This is a genomic window from Rhizobium esperanzae (genome assembly GCF_014197615.1).
Taxonomy (GTDB): Bacteria; Pseudomonadota; Alphaproteobacteria; order Rhizobiales; family Rhizobiaceae; genus Rhizobium; species Rhizobium esperanzae_A.
Genome location: NZ_JACIFY010000007.1, coordinates 34,951 through 59,404 on the forward strand (window position 1 = coordinate 34,951; position 24,454 = coordinate 59,404).

Sequence of the window (24,454 nt, forward strand, 5' to 3'; positions counted from 1 at the left end):
AAGCGAGCTCATCGAAAGACTCGCACTCACCTCACCTCGTTTTGCCGCGGAGGCGCTCCAGGCTCTTTCCCGACGTTGACCCGCTGGCAGCCTTTTTCCAGCAGAACTTTAAAGCGGTCCTTCGCGCGCAGCAGCGCCATCAGCATCGGGCCGAGCGCGAATTCGCCGTGTTCGGCGCGTCGCGTGAGGTCCCTGAGATAACCCCCGGCGGAGGTGATGCTCCCTCCCCTCTGCAGAATGCAGGCCATGACGGTGGCGGCGTTTTCCTGCCCCATCACCGAGGCTGCTTGCTCATAGGCCGAGGGGCTGACGCCCAGCATCGAGCGGACGACGACGGCCGCCATCATCAGATCCCGCCAACTGGCGATCGCCCCGCCCGGCCCGTAGTCGACGATATCAGGGCAGGCCTGGAGAACCATGCCGAGCGGGAAGGATTTCAATCTCGCCGCATTCGTCCGGGCAATGGCCAAAGGTCCCTCCCCGCCCATTCCGGGCTCACGGCTGTCCCGTCCTGCTCTCGGCTCGTGATGCCGGTCCGCCTCCCGTCCGGTTTTCAAGCCGGGTTCAGATTCAGATGTGGATTCGGGATTCGAATTCTGTATGTGACGCTCAATCTGGGATTCACTGGTGCTCGCAATTTGAATTTTCTCATGTGATTCCAAGGTGTTGATGATGTCGAGGCGGATCGTCTCGAGTTCTTCGAGGATCGGCGGGAGGTTTTCCGGCGTTGCCGCCCTTGGGATGCGCTGCAACAGCGCATGAAACATCGAAGAGAGCCGCCCCCAGTCGCCGGGAACCGCTTCCTCGATCGCTGCGGATATGAGCTTGGCGATGTCACGCCGGCAGATGGTCAACCGCTCCTTCATGCCGCGCAGCAACTGCCGGTCGGCGGCAATTCGCGCCGCCATCGCCTCGATCTCGCCTGCCCGCGCCAGAAGCGGCGCCAGGCTGAAGCCGTAAGCTTCGTCGATCACGCCTTCCCTGCCTCGGCGCACATAGCGTTTGCCGTTCGGACTGTCCTTGCGGGAGATGAGGCCGGCCTCTACGAGGACCGCCAGATGCCTGCGCAGCGTCGCCGGTGCCATGCCGCGGGCTCGGAGCGAAAGCTGCGCGTTCGAGGGAAAGACCACCAGCCCCTTTTCGCTGGAGAGTTCGTCCTCGGGATGAAAACTCAGCAAAGCATCGAGCACGGTGAGCGCCCGGTCGGTGACATCGAGGCCCGCTCGGGCTTCGCAGACCGATCGGAACAGCTTCCATTTGCTGCGCGTCGTTCCGGCCGCGATCGCTTCGCCGCGCCGCTGTTTCAGCAGCAAGGCAAGCGACATCGGCCGCCGCCCGAAGGGCGTCGTTACAGATTCACTCTCCATTTCCTTCACCTCTCATCAGGCAAAAGAAATCCGCTCACCGAAACGATGCGAGGATAAAAGTGCTGCAGCCTCTTTTACGCGCCTGAAAAGACACGGGTGTCGCTGCAGGACTCTTGACTGGGATTCGTGAAAATGCGATTCTCTGTCTTGCTTAAGGATGTGAGAAGGGCTTCCACGACTCGTTCGTTTGGGGGCCTTTTTCTTTTGCGGTTTCAGTCTCCTTGTCTGCCCTCCTCGGCGAGGAATTGCTCATAGAGCGCATCCAGCCTGCCGGAGAGAAATTCTCCGAAGCGGCCGGCATTTTTCGCCTTCATCGAGAGCGAGAACGCTTTGCCGTCATTCTTCATTTCCGCCTGGACCGCCTTATCAAGCGGCTGCCATTTCACCTTCCTGGCGGCGATGGTTTTCCTGACCGGCCGGGCGCTTTTGTTCAGCGCCATGTAGAGCGTTTCGAAACGTTTGTCGGAAGCCAGCCGCGGAAAGCTGTCCTCTTCGATGATCTTGGCGATGCCAGCTGCATTGGATGCCTTGCCGGCGAGCAGCGACAGTTCCACCCAACGCTCGCGGCCGATGCCGGGTGCAGGGCCGATCGCCTGGACGACCTCCGGCGAGATGCGGTCCATGACCGACAGCATCTTCGAGATCGACGCCGCATTAGCGGCGAGCGCCGTCGAGACGACCTCCCTGTCGTAGCCGAGTTCCTCCAGCCGACGGGCAAAGAGCGCCCGCTCGATGAAAGTGAGGTCGGCGCGGGCCGAATTCTCCTGGCCCTGGGCGATCACATGTGTGCGGTCGTCGATTGCCTTGACGACGGCGCGGACATTGCGGCCGAGCTCGCGGGCGGCGCGAAGCCGCCGATGGCCGAAGACGACCTGATAGCGGCCGTCGATCCTGGCGTGGGGGCGCACCAGAATGGGCGTGTCCTGGCCGCGCGCACGGATCGCTTCCACCAGCGCGCGGAATTCCCCGTCATCCTCCGTCAGGCGGTCCTTGATGAAGGACGCCTCGACGACATCGGGATCGAGATCGACCACCGCTTCGCCCTCAAGGAATTTCTCGGCCTGCTTGGCGAGTTCATCCAGCGAGCGGACGAGCGAGCGGCCTGCCCCGCGCATCGGATAATTCGGCGCGCCGGCGTTCTCGTCGGGCATTTCGGCCAGCCCTTCCAGAAGATTCTTTCGTGCCATCGCTTCCTCCGATGTCGGTCAATCAATTGATTCGGCTTAAGGAAAGCGTGAATTTGTCAGCCGACAAATTCACCGCCCCCATGCCTGATGAATAAGCGCTGCGATCTCAGCGTTGACGGCGTCCATCGCCTCCAGCGCGCGATCATAGGTTCCCCGGTTCAGCGAGGCTCGTTCGACCTCGTAGAGCGTCTGCTTGGTGATGCCGGCATCCGAGATCGCCGTCGATTTGACCATCTGGTTCTTCAGCATGAATTCGTGGAACATCGTCGACATGAAGCCGACCATCTGCGCCTGCGGCACGTCGGTCGGCTCGTAGCGGGTGATGAGATAGCGATACCAGGAGAGGTTCACTTCGGCGCCGGCGGCGCGGATCGGCTTCAGGATGCCGCCGAGCATGAGCAGGAACTGGCCCATCGACATGACGTCGAGCATCTGCGGATGGATGGTGATCAAGACGCTCGTCGCCGCCGTCAGCGCCGTCAGCGTGAGATAGCCGAGCTGCGGCGGGCAATCGATGACGACGACATCGTAGCGATCGTCGACCTCGGCGAGCGCCCGCGAAATGCGGGTGAAGAAGGTCTTGCCGTCATTGCTCGATTTGTCGGCCATGGCGAGCGGCGTGTCGTATTCATATTCCTGCAGGTCGAGATTGGCCGGCACGATATCGAGGCCGGGAAAATTCGTCTTGTGGATGATCTCGGAGAGCGGCTTCTTCTCGCCGTCGTAGCGGATCGCTTCATAGAGCGACGAGGCCTGGTCGAACTCCGGCTGGAAGCCGTGCAGGGATGACAGCGAGGCCTGCGGATCGAGATCGACGGCAAGTACGCGGTGGCCGGTCAGAGCAAGATGCTGGGCAAGATGGGCAGCCGTCGTCGTCTTTCCCGAGCCGCCCTTGAAATTGACGACGGCGATCACCTGCAGCTTCTCGTGGCCGCGGCGGTGGGGCACATACATGCGGCTCTCGGAGCGGCCATGCGCATCGAGATAGCGGCGCAGCTCCAGCATCTGCTCGGCACTGTAGGAGCGGCGGCCGGAAGGCGAGGTCTGCGGGCAGGGTCCTTTGCCTTCGAGATGCAGTTTCTTCAGCGTGCTTTGCGAGGCGCCGACATAAGTCGCGACTTCCGCCAGGGAGAAGCTGCGCAGCGTCTTCTTCGCATTGGGCGGAAAGCGCTGGACGCTGAGCAGGTGGAGCTTCTTTGAAATCACGTCGCCCTGCTCGAGGATCTGATCCTCGAAATGCAACGTCGCCTTGTTCAAGGCCGTCAAATTAGCGTTCATTGGCAGCAATCTTCCGGATAACGATTTTCGGGACCAAAAGCCCCTCTAACCGTTATTATCCGCGATTCTCCGATGCCGGCCAAGAATTTTAAGGTTAACGCAAATTAACCTTTTCAATGCTCGTTCAAGCACTTGGAAGAGCTGAATGACGGGGGAGGTCGAAGCTGTCGTGGCCGGGGGCGCGGAAAACGCGCCCCCGGCCGGTACCGGCCAAAAGGGGAGGGGGCAATCGGCCGGATCAGTTCAGCGCCACTTCGCCTGATGTGATCCGCTGTTCGTCTTCGCCGAACAGGTGGACGGTATCGTGGACCGGCGCAATCTTCAGGACCTCGCCGGGGGCGGCTCTGATGCGCTCCCGGAAGACGCAGGTGAGCGTCTGGGTGCCCAGCCGGACGATGACGAGCGTCTCCGAGCCCGTGGGCTCCACGACGACGGTCGTCACCTCGATGCCGTCGGGATCGAGTCTTATATGTTCGGGGCGAATGCCGTAGGTCACGGCACCACTCGGACGGCGCTCGCTCGGCAGCAGCAGGCCGTCGGCGGTTTTAAACCCGCCGTCCGTCATGCTGCCCCGGATGAAATTCATCGCCGGCGAGCCGATGAAGCCGGCGACGAACAGATTGTTCGGCCGATCGTAGAGCTCCAGCGGCGAGCCCGACTGCTCGATCAGCCCGTCCCTCATGACGACGATCTTGTCGGCCATGGTCATGGCCTCGATCTGGTCGTGGGTGACGTAGATCGTCGTCGTCTGCAGCCGCTGGTGCAGTTCCTTGATCTCCGAGCGCATCTGCACCCGGAGCTTGGCGTCGAGGTTCGACAGCGGTTCGTCGAACAGGAAGACGGCCGGATCGCGCACGATCGCTCGGCCCATGGCGACGCGCTGCCGCTGGCCGCCCGACAATTGCTTCGGATACCTCTCCAGCAGAGCTTCGAGGCCGAGGATCTTGGCGGCGTTGCCGACCCGCTGGTCGATCTCCGATCTCGGCATGCGCTTCATCCGCAGCGAGAAGCCCATGTTCTTGGCCACCGTCATGTGCGGATAGAGCGCGTAGTTCTGGAACACCATGGCGATGTCGCGATCCTTCGGCGCCAGTTCATTGACGATATGTCTGCCGATCTGGATCTTCCCCGAGGTGATGCCCTCCAGGCCGGCGATCATCCTGAGAAGCGTTGATTTCCCGCAGCCGGAGGGGCCGACCAGGACCACGAACTCGCCGTCATCGATATCGACGGACACGCCTTTGATGGCTTTGAACGCGCCGTAATCCTTGCGCGCATTGCTGACCGAAACATGGGCCATGAAATTCCTCCCGAATTCGCCGTCAAAGTCCGTTCAAGACATTTTTGAGATAATCGAGGCCGAGACGCTCGCCCTCCTTCCGCGCGGAGAGATCCTTGCCCGGCCAGCCGTAAGCGGCATCCTCGTGCTCGATCGACAGCGTGCCATCAAAATCATAGCCGCGGGCCTGTCGCAGGAAGCGCGGCCAGTCGAGCAGGCCTAGCCCCGGCAGCTTATATTGCCACCAGCCCTTGCCGTGATAGCCGACGGCCTGCAGGCTCTCCCTGTCGATCGCCGTATCCTTGGCGTGCAGGATGGCAATGCGATCTTTTACCGCCTCCATCGCCCGATAGGGATCGACGCCGATGCGGATGAGATGCGAGGGATCGAATTCCAGACCGAAACGGCGATCTTCGATCCTGCGAAAGAGCTCCTGCCATCCCCTTGGCGTCGTCCCGATGAAATTGTCTTTCGGCCCCGGCCAGTTCTCGATGGCGAAGGTGAGGCCGAAGGACTGCGTCTTCGCGATCAGTTCCTTCACGAAGTCGGCGAAGTCGTCATAATTGGCCTCCTCGCTGGCCGCGTCGTCCCGGCCCGGGAAGATCACGAAGATCGGAACGCCGGCCTCGCCGATTGCGCTCGCAAATTCTGATGTCCTCGCCCGAAGCTCCCGACGCTTGCCGCGGTCGGCATCGAGCTGGTTGCCGAAATAGGTGATTGAAGACACGAAGAGGTCGCGGCTGCGGGCAAGTTCGACAGCGGCCTCCACATGGTCGGGTCTCTTGATATGGCCGCCGACATCGATTTCGATGGCGTCGAAACCCGACGAGGCGGCGAAGTCCACCACTTCCTCCAGCGGGCGGTCGTTGAATGTCGAGGTATAAAAGCCGATCCTCACCAAATCCTCCGATCTTCACCAAAATCCCCGGGGCCTTGCCGGCCGTTTCAGCTGTTCAGGCGGTCCATATTCTTGAGGGGCGAGCGTGTGCGTTGTGCAGCATCGGCGGATGCGAGCATGAGGGCGGCTGCCATCGGCATCGCCGCGGCGCCCATGGCCGAGGCATCCTCGCCGATCGAGGCGCGATGAAGCGACGGAAGATTGGCGTCGTCGGCGTCGAGATGTTCATGCACATAACGCAGCAATTCGTCGACGACGCGGATCGGCAGCCTGCCGCCGACGAGCACGGCGTCGGGGTCGACGATCATGCCGATATGTTTGACGGCGACGGCCAGATGCGCGCTCATTTCCTTCAGCCACTGCGAAACCAGACGCCGGCCATGCGCATCGAGCGTCAGAAGATCGTGGGGAACGCTGACCGCGACGCCGTTTCGCGCCAGGAAATCATAGAGGGAAAACAGCGAGAATATCTCACCGAGAAGCTGAACCTTATGGGCTTTTTCGTCCCGGTCATCGGCAATCGGAAGCCAGCCGATCTCGCCGCTGAGGCCCATGGCGCCGCGATGGCCGTTGCCGTCGAGCACGAGGCCGCCGCCCGGGCAGGCATTGACGGCGATATAGAAGAAGCTGCTGCTTTCGGCACCCAGTCCATAATCGAGTTCGGCAAGGGCTGCGGCATTGGCTTCGTTTTCGATGAAGACAGGATGCTGCGTCAGGTTTTCCAGCGCCGCGCGCACATCGAATTCAGTCCATTCCTGATAGGCCACGGGCTTGCCGAGCAGCGAAATCTCCCCAAGCCAATCCGGCATGGCCAAGCCGATGCCGGCGAGCCGCGCGTCGTCGATCAGCCGGCTGCGCTGGAAATGCGAGATCGCATCTGATGTCAGCTGCAGGAATTCCGCCGGCAGGATGAAGCGCTTTTCGTGATGCACGCGGGCGCGGACGTTGCCGACGGCGTCGACCGCCAGGATCGTCAGGTGGTCGCGATCGATATTGATCCCGATGGCGAAACAGGCATCCGGATTGATCTCGAGTTCGATCGCTGGCTGGCCTCTCAGCCCATGCCGCCGGCGGGCTTCCATGATCAGCCCCTCGTCCAGCAGCCGGTCGACGATGCGCGCGATCGCCGGTTTGGTAAAACCCGTCTGCCGGGCAATTTCGGCGCGTGAAATCGGCGCCTGGCGATGGATGCAGCGCAGCACCACCGCCCTGTTGTGCTCGCCTGCATCTTCGACATTGGCGCCGGTCAGATCCGGGGAGAGCCTGGCGCCGAGCATCTGATTCATGGAGTCTAGTCCTTCATCGCGCATGGAGATTGAAACCGATCCTCATCCCTTCACCGCGCCGCTGGTCATCGCGCCGAGGATCAGCCTCTGCAGCGACAGGAAGGCCACGATCGCCGGAACGACCGAGATCAGGCAGGCGGCGGCAAGCAACTGGATGGACGAGTCGGTCTGCATGCCGCGGAAGTTAAAGATTCCAACGCCGATCGGCATCAGGTCATTTTTGGTGAGCAGCAGGAAAGGTACGAGGAATTGCGACCAGCCGGCAATCACCGTGATGATGAAGACGGAGGCGATGCCCGGCGCCGACAAGGGCAGGATGATGCGCCAGAAGACCGAAAACCGGTTGCAGCCGTCGATCATCGCGGCTTCGTCGAGGCTGCGCGGAATGCCGTCGACCGTGCTCTTCAGCAGCCAGGTCGCGAGCGGGACGCCGAGCGCGATATAGACCATGACGACGGCGAAATGCGTGTCCAGCAGGCCGAGCTTGTTCATGTAGCGGTAGAGCGGCACCATGATGACGAGCGGCGAGATCATCTGGAAAAGCAGGAGCCCCATCATCGACAGGCCCTTGCCGCGGAACTGGAAGCGGGAAAAGGCGTAAGCCGCAGGCAGAGCAACGATCAGCACGCCGATCCCGCTCAGAGCGGCAAGCTTGAGACCGTTCCAGAGATAGATCGGAAAGTAGCTGTTGTTGAGCACGGTGATGAAATTCTGGATGGTAGGATTGTCGGGAATATAGCGCGCCGCGCCGCGATAGACTTCGCGCTTGTCACGCAGCGCCATCGACAGGAGATAGGTGAGGGGACCGGCGAAGAAGACGAACATCACCAGCATGAAGAGATAGCTGAAGGCATCGCCGAGCCGGCTTCCGGTGCGTCCGCTCATTGCTCTTCCTCCTTGGGCAGGAACGATGCGTAGACGACGGCGAGCCCGAGGCTGATGATCAGCATGAGCACGGAGAGCACGCTGCCGCCGGAGAGATCGTAATTTCGGAAAACGATATTGAAGACGTAGAGCGAGATGACCTCTGTCGCGCGCCCCGGTCCGCCGCCCGTCAGTGTGATGATCGCATCGAAGGTGTTCACCGTCTGGATGGTGATCAGGATCATATTGACGAGGATGGCGGCGCGCAGTTGCGGCAGCGTGACGAAGAAGAACTGCTGCGATGCCGTGGCGCCATCGACCTCAGCTGCTTCATAGAGCGAGGGATCGATCGATTTCAGCGCCGCATACATGACGACCATCGAAAAGGCCGTGCCGCGCCAGATGTTGGAGATCAGCGTCGACCAGGGCGCCATCGCCGGGTCGGAAAGCCAGGCAACGGTCGGCATGTGCATGAGCCTCAAGATGCTGTTCAGCGCGCCGTAAGGCGCTTCGGAAAACAGCATCTGCCAGATGATGCCGCCGGCTATACCCGGCACGACCCAGGCGACGAGCGCCGTCGTCCTCAGGATCGTGGTGCCGAACAGCCCGCGCTTTTCGCCGCGAATGACGGTGACGGCGACCGCAAGACCAAGGATCTGCTGGCCGATGACGCTGCCGCCGACGAAGATCAGCGTCGCCCAGAGAATGTCGGGCAGCTGCGGCGAGCTCAGCGCATTGGCAATCGAGCCCAGCGTATAATCCTGGGTGTCGCCGATCAGCGTCGCATTGGTGAAGGACAGCCGGAAAACATCGATGACGGGATAGAGGTAGAATATGCCGATGACGATGATCACGGGCATGATCCAGGGCAGCGGCGCACCGGCGAACCGGCGCATGAACGTTCTGCTTTGAGGCGGGCTGTCAGCCTCGATGGCAATAGGGCTCATTGGCTTCTCTGTCCGGGTTTGGCACTGTCGACGGCGCCTGCTGACAGGCGCTGTCGCGGTCTGAAGCTGCCCCTCACCCTAACCGACCGGGGTCGAGCCACTCGTCTCGCCCCGTCCTGCGGACCCCCGTTTTAAGGGAGAGGGGACGTGCCCTGCGAGGCGTTGGCGAGGGACGGAGAGATCGCGGCTTGTCCCTTCGCCCCGTTCACGGGGAGAAGGTGGCGGCAGCCGGATGAGGGGCAGGCCGCGATCCCTAACTCAGCCATGACCTCACAGACGCTTGTAAGCCTCCATCGCCGCGCTGAATGCGGCATCCAGGGCTTCTTCGGGTTTCTTCGTTCCCGAAAGCACGTCGCCCATCATGATCTGGATCTGGTTTGAGATCTCAGGATAGATCGGCACGCCCGGGCGCGCCTGCCCGTCGACCAGAGCCTTGGCGAAGGTCTTGTTGGCTTCCGTCGAGAAGACCTCGTACTTGTCGAACAGCGACTTGCGGGTCGGCAATTGCTGCTGCAGCGCGTTTGCCGGTCCCATATAGACCTCGCGCGCCAGGTTGGCGCACATCTCCACCTTGTCCTTGTCCTTGCTGAAGGAGGCGATCGTCCAGCCGCCGGTTCCTGTCGATTTCTGGTCGGCGGTCGGGCCGGGGATCGGCGAGAAGGTCCAGTTCTTGAAGTCGCCCTCGTCGAGCGTCGACTTCAGCTGCGCATATTGCCAGTTGCCGCCGATGAAGAGCGCCGTGGTCGCGGCTGCCGCCGCCGCGTTCATGTCGTCATAGTTGGCGATGGTGGTGACGCGCTTGGGGGCCGCGCCGGAATCGACGAGATCCTTGAAGTAGTTCAGCGCCTTCAGGAATTTCTCCTTGTTCTCGCCTTCGCCGAAGACCGGCTTGCCCGAATCGTCGACGAGCTTGCCGCCGAGCGCCCAGTAGTTGGCGAGCCAGTCGAAGGTCGTGCCTTCCCAGCGTCCGCCGTTGAAGAGCACGCCTTCCATGCCTTCCTTGGTGGAGGCGAGCGCGGCCTTCTTCAGATCGTCCCAGGTCGCAGGCGCATCCGCGACGACAGACTTGTTGCGATAGAGCACGCGAAGGTCGGTATCCCACCACCAGGCGCGCACCGTCTTGTCCTTGTCAGTGATGCCGTTGCGGATGAAGGGGAAGAGATCGTCCACTTCTTCCTTGGAGAAATAGGGCGTGAAGTCAGCCAGCACGTGGTTGACCATGAACTGCGACAGCACGAAAGAGTCGACCGCGGCGCAATCCGGCGCATTGCCGGCCTTGGCCTGCTCCAGCATCTTGGCCTGCTCGGTGCCGATGTCGGAGGACATGAATTGCATCTGCAATTTCCAGTCCGGGTGCTTCTTGATGAAATCGACGAAGAGCTTCTGATAGCCCTCGGCGATGGCTGGATCGGAATTGTTCGGGCTGTCGTTCGTCAGGCGAACGATGAGGGTCTTCGGCGCATCGGCGGTACCGATCCGGTCTTTCGTGGCAAGTTCCTGGGCAAAAATGGCGGATGCGGAAAATAACATAGTGCTCAGCGCCAATGCGCTGACGGTCACGCTCTTCATGATGGGTCTCCTCCCCATTTTGAACGAATACAGCCAGGCGGTCGGTTGACCTCTCCTCATTTCCGTGCTGCATTAATTAGATTAAGTTACTTTGATTTGATGTCAAGCAGCAGCTTGGGAGGTTGAGATGCTGGCGACATTCAACAGCAGCTAGCGCGCGTCCCGGTTTTCGGAAGGGACCTGCGCCAAATTAAAGTGATGCGGCGTCGGGCTGGACGCGCGGCGCATCGACCCCGCAATTTTCCTGAAGAACACGAGCGATCGCGGAAGCCGCGATGGCGAGGTTTGGTTTTGCCCGGCTGCCCGCGGCCGGAAACTGTCCATGGAGGAGAAGATGCGTTTACTCATTCTCGGCACCGGCGGCATGGCCAACCAGCACGCCGCGCGCTTCAAGGCGATCGAAGGCGTCAGCGTCGTCGGTGGCGTCGATGTCGTCCCGGAGCGGCTCGCCGCCTTCTGCACCGAACACGGCATCGCCAACCATTTCACCTCACTCGAGGAGGCGCTTGCCTGGGGCGAATTTGATGCGGTAGCGAACGTCACACCCGACAGCATCCACCATCCGACGACGCTCCAGGCGATTGCCGCCGGCAAACACGTCTTCTGCGAAAAGCCACTTGCCACCGATGCGGTCAAGGCGATGGAGATGACCGAGGCGATCGAGCGGGCCGGCAAGGTCGGCATGGTCAATTTCACTTACCGCAATTCGCCGGCACTGCAGAAGGGCCGGCAGATGGTGCTCGCCGGCGAGATCGGCGCGGTGCGCCATGTCGAGGCGTCGCATCTGCAAAGCTGGCTGGTCGGCCGCCATTGGGGCGACTGGAAGAGCGAGAGTAAATGGCTGTGGCGGCTGAGCAAGAAGCATGGCTCGAACGGCGCGCTCGGCGATATCGGCATCCATATCGCCGATTTCGCCTCCTACGGTTCCGGCCTCGACGTTGCCCATGTCTTTGCTCGGCTGAAGACTTTCAGCAAGGCGCCTGACGATAAGATCGGCGAATATGATCTCGACGCCAATGACAGCTTCACGATGAATGTCGATTTCACCAATGGCGCGATCGGCACGATCCAGGCGACGCGCACGGCGGCCGGCCAGATGGATCAGCTGCGCCTCAGGGTCTACGGCGAAACCGGCTCGATCGAGATGATCTACGATACCGGGCAATCGACGCTGCGCGCCTGTCTCGGCGAAGACGTGCACACTGCGACCTGGCGCGACGTGCCCTTCGATCCCGTCGAGACGAACTACCAGCGTTTCGTCCAGGCGGTGCGGGCGGGCAAGACCCAGGAACCCTCCTTCCGCCGCGCCGCCAATATCCAGAAGGTGCTCGACAAGGCGATCGCCTCGGATCTCGGCCACGCCGACGAGGCGCTGACCTGACCCGGTCAAAGCGCGCAGCGCTTTTGGCCTTAAGCCGAAGCCGGCGGCAGCAGCAGCGTGTTGAGGAAGGGTAGCAGCGCAGCACCGAGCGCCACGCCGCCGCCGCTGAAGCTCGCAGGTTTCATCGGCGAAATCCAGGGTGTCAGCAGCGGTCTCGTCGCGGTGTCTCGCCGCTCGACGGAAAGCTGATGGATCAGCGCTTCGATCACACCCTGCGGCAGGTCGCCGCCGATCATGACGATGCTCGGGGCGATGAAGCCGGCCATCGCGATGATCGGATCGAGTAGATGCCCCGCGGCCTCGCGTATCCACTGCGATAGCGACGGCGAGGAGAATTCCTCGCCCTGGAGCAGGCGCGCGAATTGGTCGTCGCCGATCCGCGACCGCAGCGAATCGAAGCCGACGACGGTGTTGAGGCGGAGATTGTCAGGCCCGGTCAGCATTTCGCCGATGCTGCCCGCCCGGCCATGCACGCCGGAATAGGGAATGCCTCGGATGAGAAAGCCGGCCTGGACGTCGTCGTCGATGATGATCATCGCCAGCGCGCCTTCCCGCGTGGAGCTGCCGATGGTGCGCTCGGCGAGAAGGCCCGCCGTGCATTCGTTCTCGACGTAAGGACGCGCAATCGTCGACATCGCGGCGATCTGATCGCTTTCATCCTCCGTCCAGTCGTTGGCGGCGATGCCGAGCCCGATGATCGGCAACGCCGGGTGGCGATCGACCATATCCCTGGCGGCCGCATGCACCAGCTTGACCTTTTCTGCTGGCTCCAGGCCGAAATAGACCCGGTCATGCACCTGGCCGGAGAGATCGATGAGTACCATCTCGCCACGCCTCTGGCGAAGTTTGACCCCGATAGAGAAGGCACCCTCCGGCCGAAGCGCGAATTCAGTGGCGGTCGCGCCGCCCCCGAGCCCGTTGCGGCGATTTGACGTGACGAGTTTCTCTTCCGCCAGCCGCCGCAGAATATTGGTTATGCCGGGCCCGGTCAGCCCACTATGCCGTCCAAGCTCGGTGCGTGTCAGAGGTCCATGCCGGCGGATGGCTTCGAGAATGACGCGAATATTCCTGTCGGCGATCTCCCCCGATCTGAGACCCACCGTTTTGGCGCGCGGAGCGCCCGTGTCCTGGGTTTGAAGCCGCCGCGGCCCTGATCGAAGATACCGCATGGCTGTCTTTCCTGGAGCAACATCTCGGTGTGTATCACGCTTGTCGGTGTTCGTAACCGTTTTCCAAGAGAGGCGTCACCAACTAAATCAGTTGCATCAGGGGATTGGATTGGTGATGGGGCCGCGCGGTGTTCAGGATAAGTGATCATTTCTCGAGAAGACCCGACATAGCGACACCCATCCGAAAGCATCGGCATGCCTCTCCTGGATCAATGTGTTCTACGCGCAAGAGCGTGGCCCCATCGAGCGGCCGTTAGTCTAATAGCTGCAAGGACGATCGTTGCCGAATCCATCCCGGCAGGCGGGTCTGAGCCCATAGTCGACGCTGCTGTATCCAACCGAGCCCGTCTGTATCGAATCGCTTGAACTCGTCGTGCAGGACGATAACGATACGGCAACCGCGACGACGGCTGTGACCGCTGCCAATGATTTGCGAATCTGAAGCATCCCCGCCCTCTCTATCGCTCGCCGGGGCGAGCGATTTCAGCATCATAGGGCAAATAGGGCCGGTGCGGGGTCGGTAAACCGTTGCCGCCGATCAAGATTCCGTTATTCCGGAACGTGACACGTTCTCGGCCCCGGAGAAGTTATCGGTCTCAATCCCGCTGGATTCAGCGGGTGGAGAGCGGCGGCGGTGGCGGTGGGGTCGTCGAGCCGGAGGCGAGCGAGCGCTGAACCATCACGCTGTCCGCCCAGCGGTCGTAACGATAGGCGACTCCCGGCAACAGGCCGACGCGGACGAAGCCGAAGCGTTCGTGCAGGGCGAGCGATGCAACGTTGTCGGCCGCGATATAGCCGATCATCTGCCGGAAACCGGCGGCCGCACAGGCGTCGATCAGTCCCCGCATGAGCAGGCTCCCGATGCCCTGGCCGATATGGTCGTGATGCACATAGATCGAATGCTTGACCGTATAGCGGTAGGCAGGGCGTTTGCGGAACAACACCACATAGGCGTATCCCACGACTTTTTCACCCTCGATCGCCACGACATGTGGAAAGCGGCGGTCTTTCAAATTTTTGCGCCGTTGCTTCAGTTCTTCCGGTTGCGGCGTGTCGCTATCGTCCACCCCAACGTCGATGCCGCGGCGAATATGGCGGTGATAGATCGCCAACATGGCGTCGACGTCGGTTTCCCGGGACGGGCGAATGACGATCATTCTGTCCTGTTTCATGACTGACCTGAATTTCCCAGCCTATTCCGCAACGACGTAGGTATAAAGCCGGATGCGGCCGGATGCATCGATCTCGCGATAGAGACCCTGAATCTCCACTTCGAAGCCGGGGAAGGTGTTGAAGCAGGTTTCGAACATCTTGAGATAGTCGATCATGGGCTTGGCTTTTTCCGTCAGGCGCTCGCCCGGCACGATGGTGGCGATACCTGGAGGATAGACCACGAACGGCGTTGTTGCGATGCGGCCGGCAATGGCGTCGATCGGCAGATAGTCCACATCGTTGCGCACCAGGCAGCGTGCCGCATCATGAGGCGACATGGCGATCGGCGGCAGGTTCTCGGCGGAAAACTGCCTTGTCTGGAGCGCGCTGACATCGGCCTGTCGGAAGAAATTGTGCATGTCCGTGCAGAGATCGCGCAGCCGCACGCCGGCATAGCGGCCCGGGCGGCGGCGGTAGAATTCCGGAATTGTCTCTTCCAGCAGCGCATTGTCGTCATAAAGCTTCTTGAAGGCGACGAGGCCGCTGATCAAGGTGCCGGCTTTACTGGCCTCCACGCCGGGGGTGAGGAGGAACAACAGCGAATTGAGGTCGTTCTTTTCTGCAACGATGCGGTTTTCCCGCAGATATTGCGCGACTATGGGCGCGGGTATGCCGTGCTCGGTGTATTTTCCGCTCTTCCGGTCGAAGCCAGGCGTGAGGAGGGTGAGCTTGTTCGGATCGGTCATGGCGAAGCCCGGCTCCATCGCAGAAAAGCCGTGCCACGCAGCGTCGGGTGACAGTTGCCAGAAGGCGGGATTGGTGGCGAGCTGGTCGGTGGCGATGCTCTCCCACGGCACGTCGTGCACCGCGCCGGGGCCGGACACATCCGGAATCGCAACCCGATCCGGCACGAACGGCTCGAAGAACCAGCGACGCTCGGGGCGGTTTTCCTTCTCCTCGAATTCGCGGCGCACGGCACGGATCTTCTTGCGCAGCTCGATGCCGAGGCGGATCGTGTCGTCCCACAGCACTTCGCCCGAGCGGCCCTTCATCATCTGCGCTCCCACGTCGAGCGAAGCAAACAGTGGATAGAAGGGCGACGTCGAGGCGTGCTGCATGAAGCTTTCATTGAATCGCCGGTGCTCCACTCGGCGTTTCTGGCCGGTGATATGCCGGTCCTTCATGTGGATCTGCGAGGCCTGTGAAAAGCTTGCGAGCTGCTTATGGGTGGATTGCGTGGCGATGATGCCCGGCGCGTCGGGGCCGAGATCGGCAAGGCCCATCGCGAAACGCCCCGCATAGAGCGGATGAAATTTCATGAAGCCCGCCCATGCCTCGTCGAAGAGAATGTAGTCGCATAGATGGCCGATACGCTCGAGGATCATCTCGGCGTTGTGAATGGTGCCGTCATAGGTGCACTGCTCCACCACCGCGACGCGGAACGGGCGTGGCTTCCTGTGGGCCTCGGGGTCTTTCACCAGCGGATGGGTGCGGATGCGTTCCCGCAGGGCTGCCTCGTCCATGGCCCCGAAATCGATGGGACCGATCAGTCCATAAGCGTTGCGTGTGGTCGGCAGGTAAACCGGAATTCCTCCTGAGATCATCAAAGCGCCGTGATGAGCGGCCTTGTGGTTGTTGCGGTCGAACAGCACGAGATCGCCGTCGGTGACGAGCGCGGAAAGCGCGACCTTGTTGGAGGTGGAGGTGCCGTTGAGGACGAAATAGGTCTTCTCTGCGCCGAAAATCTTGGCGGCTTCCTTCTGTGCAGCCAGCGCAGGTCCCTCGTGGGTCAGCAGGTCGCCGAGATCAAGCACGGAATTGTCGAGATCGTCTCGGAATACCGCTTCACCGAGATGCTCCATGAATACCCGGCCGATGGGGCTCCGGCTGTAAAAGATACCGCCATTGTGTCCGGGGCAGGTCCAGAGATGGTTTCCCTCCTCGGCATAATCGACCAGCGCGCCGAAAAACGGTGTCTTCAGCGTCTCTGCATATTGCTTGAGGCGGCTGATAAGGCTCTTGGCGATGAAGGCGGGCGTTTCTTCGGAAAGGAAGACATAGCCGTCGATGAAATCGAGTACCTCAACCGGCACATCCTCGAAGCGCTTACGACGGATCAGCAGGATGATCGGAAACTCGAGACCGCGCCGACGCATCAGGTTGATGAGAGAGGCGGTCTTGCCCTCGAGGCCCTTCTTCCCCCAGTCGACCAGCATGCAGCCGATGGCGGCGTCCGTCTGCACGGCGATCTCGGCATCTTCGAGATTGCGCGCGCGCACCACCTCAAAGCCGGAGCCTTCGATCTCCTCGACGATCTGGCGGTAGCGGGCACCCTCCAGATCCTCGTTGTCAAAGGTCGGCGTTGCGAACAGAAAGTTGAAACGTCTGAAATAATCCATCTGGGTACCCGCTCCTGATTTGGCACGAGGTGTCGACGTATTTCATGACATGCTTGTGACAGAGTATAGGCTGTCCGAAACCCATGCACAGAATGACATTTTACTATTCATGTCGTCTGATCGTGGACGATGATGTCTACTTTGGTCCACGGGCTAGAGAATTTGGAAACGACAATCGGACATCGCCGCCCTCATGCCATCGCAATTGATTTTGCAGGCTTGACGGCAAATCAAAGTTACTTAATCTAAGCGCCAGCCGAACCCGCTGGGAGGAGGGGCCGGCATTTGCGATCTTTGTCGCACCATCTTCACCTCCCGAAGCCATGATTCCGGATCGCGCGCCGCCGATTTTTAAACAGGATAAGCCATGCCGCTGACCAATGCCCAACGCCTCGACAGTCTGAAGGTCCGTATCGCTGAGCTCGTGCATTGGCGGGACCGGTATAGCAGCCCGATCGACGGCTGGACCTTCGAGGGCGAGCCGATCGCCCATCATCAGGATTGGCCGCATCGCCAGGGCGTGGTGCATTTTGCCGTCAGCGTCGAGGCGCCGGCGAATTGGCCGCTCGAAGATATCCGCCTGCAGCTCGATCTCGGCGGCGAGAGCCTGATCACGTTGACCTATCCCGGCGGCGGGACGGAGACGTTCGGTCTCGATCCCTATCACCAGGAATTCCCGGTCACAGGTCGCCGCTTCAAGATTGCGACCGAAAGCGTCGCGCGCTTTCCCTTCGGTGAGCCGAACAGGTCGCCGCGGCTGAACAAGGCTCGGTTCATCTGGCTCGATCGTTCTGCTCATCAGCTGCATCTTCTCCTGAAGCAGGTTACCGAGGCGATCAGCATACTCGGCGAACATGAAGTCGTGCCGCATCTGATCGATGCCGCCGAGCAGGCCTTGCGCAGCCTGGACTGGCCGTCGGATACGGCGGCTTACATCTCCCGCACGTCAGGCGCCGTCATGCAGCAGAAGATCTGGGAACTGCCGGAGCTCGAAGCCAGCCCGGCGGGCCTCTCCGACGAGCAGGGTGCTTCGGCGGCTTCTGCTTTCGGGGCCCTGACGGAGCGGCTGAAGGAGCTCCAGAAGCGCTTCCCCCCGAATGGCGAATTGCTGCTGACCGGTCACGCCCATATCGACCTTGCCTGGCTTTGGCCCTATCGCGAGACGCGGCGGAAGATGCGGCGCACCTTCAATACGGCGCTGTCGCTGATGGAGCGCTCCGACGATTTCCGCTTCAACCAGTCGACCGCCCATTATTACGCGCAGATGGAAGAGGAAGACCCGGAACTTCTCGATCGCATCAAGGAGAAGGTCGCGGAAGGAAAGTGGGAAACCGTCGGCGGCATGTGGGTCGAGCCCGACACCAACATGCCCACAGGCGAAAGCCTCGTCCGCCAGGTTCTCTACGGCCAGCGTTATTTCGAAAAGACCTTCGGTACGCGCCACACGGTGTGCTGGCTGCCGGATTGCTTCGGTTTTTCCGGCGCCCTGCCGCAGATCCTGAGACTGGGCGGCATCGACAGCTTCTTCACCATCAAGGTCAACTGGAGCGAGACCAACCACATCCCCTCCGATCTCTTCTGGTGGAAGGGCCTCGATGGCAGCCAGGTGCTGACCCACACCTTCGACAATCCGATGCAGGGATATAACGGCTTCGTGCAGGCCGACTGCTATGTGCCGACATGGAAGAATTTCCGCGGCAAGGTCCAGCATAATACCTCGCTTCTCGCCGTCGGCTATGGCGACGGCGGCGGCGGCGTGACGCCTGAAATGGTGGAGCGCGAAGTGCAGCTGCGCGATTTCCCGGCGATCCCGCAGGCACGTTGGGGCACCGTCAAAAGCTTCTACGAGCAGGCGCACCAAACCGCAGGCGAAAAGAAGCTTCCCGTCTGGGATGGTGAGATCTATCTCGAACTGCATCGCGCCACGCTGACGACGCAAAGCGGCGTCAAGCGCAAACACCGCCAGGCCGAACGCGCGCTGATCACCGCCGAAACGCTCGCTTCGCTTGCCCATCTGCTCGGTGCCGAGAAGCCGAAAAGCCTCGAGGCGGATTGGCGCGTGGTGCTGAAGAACGAATTCCACGATATCCTGCCGGGGTCGAGCATCCGCGAAGTCTATCAGGATGCGGAGCAGGAACTCGGCGGCGTCATCGACCATGCCAAGGCCGAGCAGGCCAAGGCCTTGCAGGCGCTGTCGGCCCATCTGCCGAAGGGCGGGGTCGGCGATGCGCTCGTCGTCGTCAATCCGTCGCTTTCGCCGCGGCCGGTGAGTGCCACGCTTGCCGACGGCACGGCGATCTCTGCCGCCGATATCGTTGCCCCGTTGTCCGTTGCAGTCTTCGACCGGCAGGCACTTCAGCCGGCCGGCGGACTGAAGGCCAGCCCCGATCGCCTCGAAAACCATCATCTCGCTGTGACCATCGGTAGGGACGGGGCCGTTGCCAGCCTCATCCACAAGGCAACGGGCCGCGAAGCGGTCGATGGCTCCGCCAACCAGCTCTGGGTCTATCCGGCCGACAAGCCGCGCAATTGGGACGCCTGGGATATGGATGCGGATTATGCCGAAAAGGCGTTCCGCCTCGAAGCGCCCGAAAGCATCAGCCTCCTCGAAAGCGGCCCGCACCGCGCAGCGATCCGCGTCGTCCACCGCTACCGGCATTCGAGCGTCACGCAGACTTATGTGCTGACTGCCAATGCCCGTCGGCTCGACATCGAAACGACGATCGACTGGCATGATCGCCGCACCTTGCTGCGCACTCTGAACCCGGTCGATGTCCGAGCCCGAAAGGCGACGTTCGAATGCGCCTTCGGTGTCGTCGAGCGGGCAACCCACACGAACACCTCCTGGGAGCAGGCGATGTTCGAGGCGGTTGCCCATCGCTTCGTTGATATCAGCGAGCCGGGTTTCGGCGTGGCGCTCATCAACAATGCCAAATATGGCCACAGCGCCCGCGGCAATGTGATCGGCATGAGCCTCGTGCGCGGGCCGGTCTATCCGGATCCGCTGGCCGACGAAGGCGAGCAGAGCTTCACCTATTCGCTAATGCCGCATGAGGGCGCCTGGCATGAAGGCGGCGTGCTCGACGAGGCGATCGATCTCAATCAGCCGCTTCTCACAGCGGAAGCCAAAGGCCTTTCCACGGGCAGTTTCGCACCGCTCGCCGTCGACGGCACTCCCGTCGCTTTTTCCGGCCTGAAGCCGGCCGAGGAGGGCGACGGCCTGATCCTGCGCCTCTATGAACCGGCCGGCCGCCGCGGTCGCCTCTCCCTTGCCCTGCCGTCCGGATGGGCGGCATCGCAGCCGCTCAACATTCTCGAAGAGCCGATGGAGCGGAAAGGACCTGCCGACATCATGCCGTTCGAGATCCGGACCTGGAGGCTGAAAAAGGCCTGACGCGCTCTTCTTGAGAGACGCCGCCGCCGCTTCGATGCGGCGGCGCGCTCCGACGATCTCACCGGCCGCCGCTCAAGGCTATCTCCCGGATCATCGCCAGCCCTATCCAGATTTGGCATTTAATATCCCAATCACGCGGCCGAGTTTCGGCGGCGGCGAAAGTGAACTTTTTATTAGATTTTGATCGATTTGTTAGTCGGCTCAGGCCGCTTGGCAAACGTATTTCCTTCAACAGTAAGGTGATCGCGATTGCCGGCCGCAGATATTTCGGTCGAATGAAGTCGATCGCCTATTTCGTAGTCAGCTGGGGATATGACGACTCCTGTTGCCGCCAAGCAGGAACTCAATATGCCCGCAAGCATCTTTTCGCGCATCAGCACTAAACTGGCCACGCTGTCCGGGATCGGCATTTTCCTGGTGACGGTCATGCTCCTTACCGTCTGGCAAGGCGGTGAGCATGTCTATGAACGCGCGAAATATCAGGAGGGTCAACTGATCGTTTCGCGCGATCTGGTCGACGCCAAGGCTTCATGGCGCGGTATGCAGGTGGGCGTGCGCGATCTGCGTCTCGCCAAGTCCGCCGATGACATTGCCAAGGCCACCGACTACATCGCCGCTCGCCACCATTCGGTTATGAAATACCTTGACGATGCCATGGCCGGGCTGCGGATGCAGGTCAATAAGGACCGGATCGTAAAGCTCAAGGCTTTGGGCGAGACCCTTTTTGCCGCCACCGGCGACATAGCCGAAATCGCCAAGGGAAAGATCGCCCTCAAGGCTGGCGACACCTCCCTCGATGCGAAGGAGAAAGAGGCCCAGACGAAACTGCAGGCGATCTCGGATGAAGCAGCCAAGCTGCTCGATGAAGGCGTGGATTCGGCGAAGACGATGGCGGTGAAGGCGGAGGACGAAGCGAGTGCTGCCGCCACGCTCGTCCTGTTCCTCAATCTCGGCATCGGCCTGTTGACCATCGTCACGCTGATCGCCGCTGCCATATTCGGCGCCCGGGTGATCGCAAAGCCGATCGGCCGCATTACCGACAGCATGAACGATCTCGCCCATGGCAATCATGACGTCAATATCCCCTTCGCCGACCGGAGCGACGAAATCGGTCAGATGGCCCGCGCTGTCGAGGTCTTCAAGCAGAATGGTATCAAGATCCGGGAACTGGACGCCGCTGGCGCAGACAAGCGGATCAAGGTCATCGAAATGCAGAAGAACGTCGACGCGGTCATCACCGCCGCGGGTGCCGGCGACTTCACGCGGCGGGCGGCCGCGGAATACGGCTACGAGGACCTGAACAGTTTCGCCACGGGCGTCAACTCCCTCGTCGCGTCGGTCGATCGCAGCATCGCCGAGACCTGCCGCGTGATTGCGGCGCTTGCCAAGGGTGATTTGACCGAAGACATGAGAGGCGAGTTCCAGGGCGCCTTCGGGGAGCTCAAGCAGAATGTCGACGCGACCATGAGCAATCTGCGCTCCGTCCTCGGCGAGGTGCGGGCGGCTGTCGACATTATCAACGGCGGCGCCGGCGAGATGCGCATCTCCTCCGGAAATCTGTCGCAGCGCACCGAGCAGCAGGCGGCCTCGCTGGAGGAAACCTCTTCCGCCCTGGAGGAGATCACTGTCGCGGTGAAACACTCGACCGAGCGTGCCTCGGAAGCCAGCCATATGGTCGACGAGGCGAAGAGAAGTACCGGGCAGTCGAGCGCTGTCGTCAGCGAGGCCGTTTCGGCCATGGGACGGATCGAGCAGGCGTCGGGCGAAATCAGCAAGATCATCAGCGTCATCGACGAGATCGCCTTCCAGACCAATCTTCTGGCGCTCAATGCCGGCGTCGAGGCGGCACGGGCTGGCGAAGCCGGCAAGGGCTTTGCCGTCGTAGCTCAGGAGGTGCGCGAACTGGCGCAGCGTTCGGCCAATGCCGCCAAGGACATCAAGGTTCTGATCAACCGTTCCAGCGACGAGGTCCATTCCGGGGTGAAGCTGGTGACGGCGACGGGCGAAGCGCTCGGCAATATCCAGAACCATGTGGTCAAGATCGACGAGCATGTGCGCTCGATCGCAACGGCCGCCAGAGAACAGTCGACCGGCCTCTCCGAGGTCTCGACGGCCGTCAACCAGATGGATCAGGTGACGCAGCAGAATGCCGCGATGGTCGAGCAATCGACAGCCGCGACCAACCGGCTGGCGGAGGAGGCGGCCAATCTTGCCCGCCTGATCGCCCGTTTCAAGCTAGATGCTGCCCAAATGGCGCCGCGCGCCGCCAGCCCCCAAAGCAAACCGGTCGCCTCGCCGGCACGCACGCTCGGTCAGAAGCTTGCCGGCGCCTTTGGCGGACGTGCCGCAACCGCGACGGCCGCAGCCACGTCATGGGAGGAGTTCTGATGCCAGCACCTCACGGATCGCTGCGGTTCGTGACGCGGGAAAGCGGTGTTAAATTTGATCGATGAATGCCTGGCCCCTGAGGACAGGGGCTGCTTCATGAGGCATTTCCTGCGAGGGATGAACCGCTCCATCGATCGCAGGTCGCTTTGTCTGAAGCAGCCGGATACATCGACCTTGTCACTCGATGCCTTGCGTGAAGATGCGGCCAGCGATTGGTGCTGGTGCGCGGCCCGGCCGTATTCGTCAAGGCTGTCGAGGGTGTGTTGAGCCGGCAGCAGGATGACAGCAGCAAGGTCATCAAGGGCGGCCAGCTGGAAATCCTGACAACGAACAACGGCGCCTGAGGGGCGGCCAATGAAGGCGCTGAGGTCTCTCAGGCAGTTGCTGGAAATACGCAATCTGCGGGCGGACAGTCTTTCCCGTGGCCTCTCCGAGGCGCGTGCGGATGCCGAACGGGCAAGCGAAGAGGAGGCGAGAGCCACCGCAGCACGCGACATCGCCGCGAACCGAGCCGCAGGCGACCCCATTATCGAAGAATTGTGCAAGGACGGGATTATTCTCGCGTCGCGGCTTCAGGACGCCGTCATGCGGCAATCCTTATTGCGTGGGCATGAGGCCGATGCCGGCGCGTTGCTGGAAAAGCGCAAACTCGCCCGGCTCGCCGCCCAAGAGCGAGCCGAGCGGGCTGCCGGCGAATTTACCGAGGCGCAAAAAGCGGTGTTGCGCATAGAAATTCACTTGAACAGACGGAAATGCTGGCGCGAGGCATCGAGGCCTGGCCGAATTTTATGATTTCCAAGTCGTGTTGCCATGCGATTTCGCGGCCGATAGTTCGACTCCCTTCAACCGCAACGATAGAGGAATTACGGGGTCGGCGGTTCGACTCAGTTCAACTGCTGTGGCACTGTTATTGACGCAGAGTCGTTTGCGATATGCCCTTTGCGGTCATGAACTGGCGACAGTGGGCCATGCCCGATCAGCCCTTGCCGAATTTCCTGACAGCAAAATCGAGAAAACTCCTGAGTCTGGGCGTCATCTGACGATCGGGCGGATAGAGCATATGCAACTGACGATCTGGCGAACGGAAATTAGAAAGTAGCGGGACCAGCCGGCCGCCTTTGATATCTTCCCGCACCAACTCCTCCGGCTGGAGGATCAACCCCATTCCAGCCACCGCCGCCGCTCGTAGGGCCTCTCCGCTGTCGGTCGAAAAGCGCCCTTTGATCGCAATCTGCGTTGTTCCTTGGGGTCCGTCGAACAACCATTCTTTTCGCATGGACGTGTGAGAAAACAACAGGCATTCGTGATCCCGCAGCTCTTCTGGCGTGCTTGGCGTTCCTGCAGTTCGCAGATAGTGGGGTGCCGCGCACAACACGAGGCGAAGAGGTCGAAGGCGCCTGGATTGAAGAGCGCTGTCTGCGAGGTCGCCTGTTCGAAACGCGACATCGAAGCCCTCCTCTACCAAGTCCACGGTTCTGTTGGTCAGGCTGAGATCAAGGGTTACTTCCGGATGGTCTTTCGCATATTCAGGCAGCTCCGGCGCCAATGCGTGGCTTCCAAACGTAATCGGCGCGCTGATGCGCAGACGCCCTCGAGGTGTCGAGCGCGTCCGTGCAAGGAGAGTTTCTGCCTCCGCAAGCTCTTCCAGAATGTTCTTCGCCCGGTCGTAGAAAGCGCGACCGCTGTCCGTAAGGCTCTGCCTCCGCGTTGTTCGATTGAGAAGTTTGACGCCAAGGCTGGCCTCCAGCAGGCGCAATTGTTTCCCCGCGAGTTGCGGAGACAGGTTCAACTCGTTTGCAGCAAGCGAGATCGAGCCTTGCTCCACGGATTTCACAAACACGGTCATGCAAGCAAAGCGGTCCATTTGAAACGTCTAGTTCCTAGTGTTGCAACATT

19 protein-coding genes are annotated in these 24,454 nt (G+C 61.3%); 5 read left to right on the plus strand and 14 right to left on the minus strand.

Features of this window, described 5'->3' with window-relative positions:
- Positions 1-26: 26 nt before the first annotated feature.
- The 9 genes from repC to GGD57_RS11420 all read right to left on the minus strand — a co-directional run bounded on the left by repC (position 27) and on the right by GGD57_RS11420 (position 10,675).
- Positions 27-1,367, minus strand: coding sequence for a plasmid replication protein RepC (gene repC, locus GGD57_RS11380; protein ID WP_184469725.1), 1,341 nt, complete (start codon positions 1,365-1,367; stop codon positions 27-29).
- Between the two features lie 212 nt (positions 1,368-1,579).
- On the minus strand, positions 1,580-2,554 hold the full coding sequence (gene repB, locus GGD57_RS11385; protein WP_184469727.1) for a plasmid partitioning protein RepB: 975 nt from the start codon (positions 2,552-2,554) through the stop codon (positions 1,580-1,582).
- Positions 2,555-2,623: 69 nt separating this feature from the next.
- Complete coding sequence (gene repA, locus GGD57_RS11390; protein ID WP_184469729.1) at positions 2,624-3,832, minus strand: plasmid partitioning protein RepA; 1,209 nt, start codon at positions 3,830-3,832, stop codon at positions 2,624-2,626.
- 238 nt (positions 3,833-4,070) lie between these two features.
- Positions 4,071-5,132, minus strand: coding sequence for an ABC transporter ATP-binding protein (locus GGD57_RS11395; protein ID WP_184469731.1), 1,062 nt, complete (start codon positions 5,130-5,132; stop codon positions 4,071-4,073).
- Between the two features lie 22 nt (positions 5,133-5,154).
- Entirely contained in the window at positions 5,155-6,009 is an 855-nt protein-coding gene (locus GGD57_RS11400) for a TIM barrel protein (protein WP_184469733.1), read from the minus strand.
- 47 nt (positions 6,010-6,056) lie between these two features.
- Entirely contained in the window at positions 6,057-7,295 is a 1,239-nt protein-coding gene (locus GGD57_RS11405; RefSeq protein WP_184469735.1) for an ROK family transcriptional regulator, read from the minus strand.
- Positions 7,296-7,337: 42 nt separating this feature from the next.
- On the minus strand, positions 7,338-8,180 hold the full coding sequence (locus GGD57_RS11410) for a carbohydrate ABC transporter permease (protein WP_184469737.1): 843 nt from the start codon (positions 8,178-8,180) through the stop codon (positions 7,338-7,340).
- Positions 8,177-9,106 carry a carbohydrate ABC transporter permease gene (locus GGD57_RS11415; RefSeq protein ID WP_184469739.1) on the minus strand — a complete coding sequence of 310 codons (930 nt, stop codon included), beginning with the start codon at positions 9,104-9,106 and terminating at the stop codon, positions 8,177-8,179. The genes GGD57_RS11410 and GGD57_RS11415 overlap by 4 nt, the downstream gene beginning before the upstream one ends.
- A 270-nt stretch (positions 9,107-9,376) precedes the next feature.
- Positions 9,377-10,675 (minus strand): ABC transporter substrate-binding protein, encoded by a 1,299-nt coding sequence (locus tag GGD57_RS11420; RefSeq protein WP_184469741.1) that lies wholly within the window; start codon positions 10,673-10,675, stop codon positions 9,377-9,379.
- Between the two features lie 334 nt (positions 10,676-11,009).
- Between GGD57_RS11420 and GGD57_RS11425 the strand changes: the two genes are divergently transcribed.
- Positions 11,010-12,056, plus strand: coding sequence for a Gfo/Idh/MocA family protein (locus GGD57_RS11425; RefSeq protein ID WP_184469743.1), 1,047 nt, complete (start codon positions 11,010-11,012; stop codon positions 12,054-12,056).
- Positions 12,057-12,085: 29 nt separating this feature from the next.
- Here the strand turns inward: GGD57_RS11425 and GGD57_RS11430 are convergent, their stop codons facing one another.
- The 4 genes from GGD57_RS11430 to GGD57_RS11440 form a co-directional block, all read right to left on the minus strand.
- Positions 12,086-13,225, minus strand: a complete 1,140-nt coding sequence (locus GGD57_RS11430; RefSeq protein WP_184469745.1) for an ROK family transcriptional regulator — start codon at positions 13,223-13,225, stop codon at positions 12,086-12,088.
- Between the two features lie 258 nt (positions 13,226-13,483).
- Entirely contained in the window at positions 13,484-13,672 is a 189-nt protein-coding gene (locus GGD57_RS29145) for a hypothetical protein (RefSeq protein WP_246713602.1), read from the minus strand.
- Between the two features lie 164 nt (positions 13,673-13,836).
- Positions 13,837-14,397 (minus strand): GNAT family N-acetyltransferase, encoded by a 561-nt coding sequence (locus tag GGD57_RS11435; RefSeq protein ID WP_184469747.1) that lies wholly within the window; start codon positions 14,395-14,397, stop codon positions 13,837-13,839.
- 21 nt (positions 14,398-14,418) lie between these two features.
- Positions 14,419-16,776, minus strand: coding sequence for an Orn/Lys/Arg decarboxylase N-terminal domain-containing protein (locus GGD57_RS11440; protein WP_184469749.1), 2,358 nt, complete (start codon positions 16,774-16,776; stop codon positions 14,419-14,421).
- 367 nt (positions 16,777-17,143) lie between these two features.
- Here GGD57_RS11440 and GGD57_RS11445 point away from each other — a divergent pair, with 367 nt between their 5' ends.
- The 4 genes from GGD57_RS11445 (at position 17,144) to GGD57_RS11455 (ending at position 23,350) form a co-directional block, all read left to right on the plus strand.
- Positions 17,144-20,170 (plus strand): alpha-mannosidase, encoded by a 3,027-nt coding sequence (locus GGD57_RS11445; RefSeq protein ID WP_184469751.1) that lies wholly within the window; start codon positions 17,144-17,146, stop codon positions 20,168-20,170.
- Positions 20,171-20,518: 348 nt separating this feature from the next.
- Complete coding sequence (locus tag GGD57_RS11450) at positions 20,519-22,558, plus strand: methyl-accepting chemotaxis protein (RefSeq protein WP_184469753.1); 2,040 nt, start codon at positions 20,519-20,521, stop codon at positions 22,556-22,558.
- A 212-nt stretch (positions 22,559-22,770) separates the two neighbouring features.
- A complete protein-coding gene (locus GGD57_RS29375) occupies positions 22,771-22,902 on the plus strand; it encodes a hypothetical protein (RefSeq protein ID WP_281423741.1) in 132 nt (43 codons plus the stop codon).
- Positions 22,903-22,912: 10 nt separating this feature from the next.
- Positions 22,913-23,350 (plus strand): hypothetical protein, encoded by a 438-nt coding sequence (locus GGD57_RS11455; protein WP_184469755.1) that lies wholly within the window; start codon positions 22,913-22,915, stop codon positions 23,348-23,350.
- 184 nt (positions 23,351-23,534) lie between these two features.
- On the opposite strand, the gene GGD57_RS11460 is transcribed toward GGD57_RS11455, so the two are convergent.
- Entirely contained in the window at positions 23,535-24,422 is an 888-nt protein-coding gene (locus tag GGD57_RS11460; RefSeq protein WP_184469757.1) for a LysR substrate-binding domain-containing protein, read from the minus strand.
- Positions 24,423-24,454 lie beyond the last annotated feature (32 nt).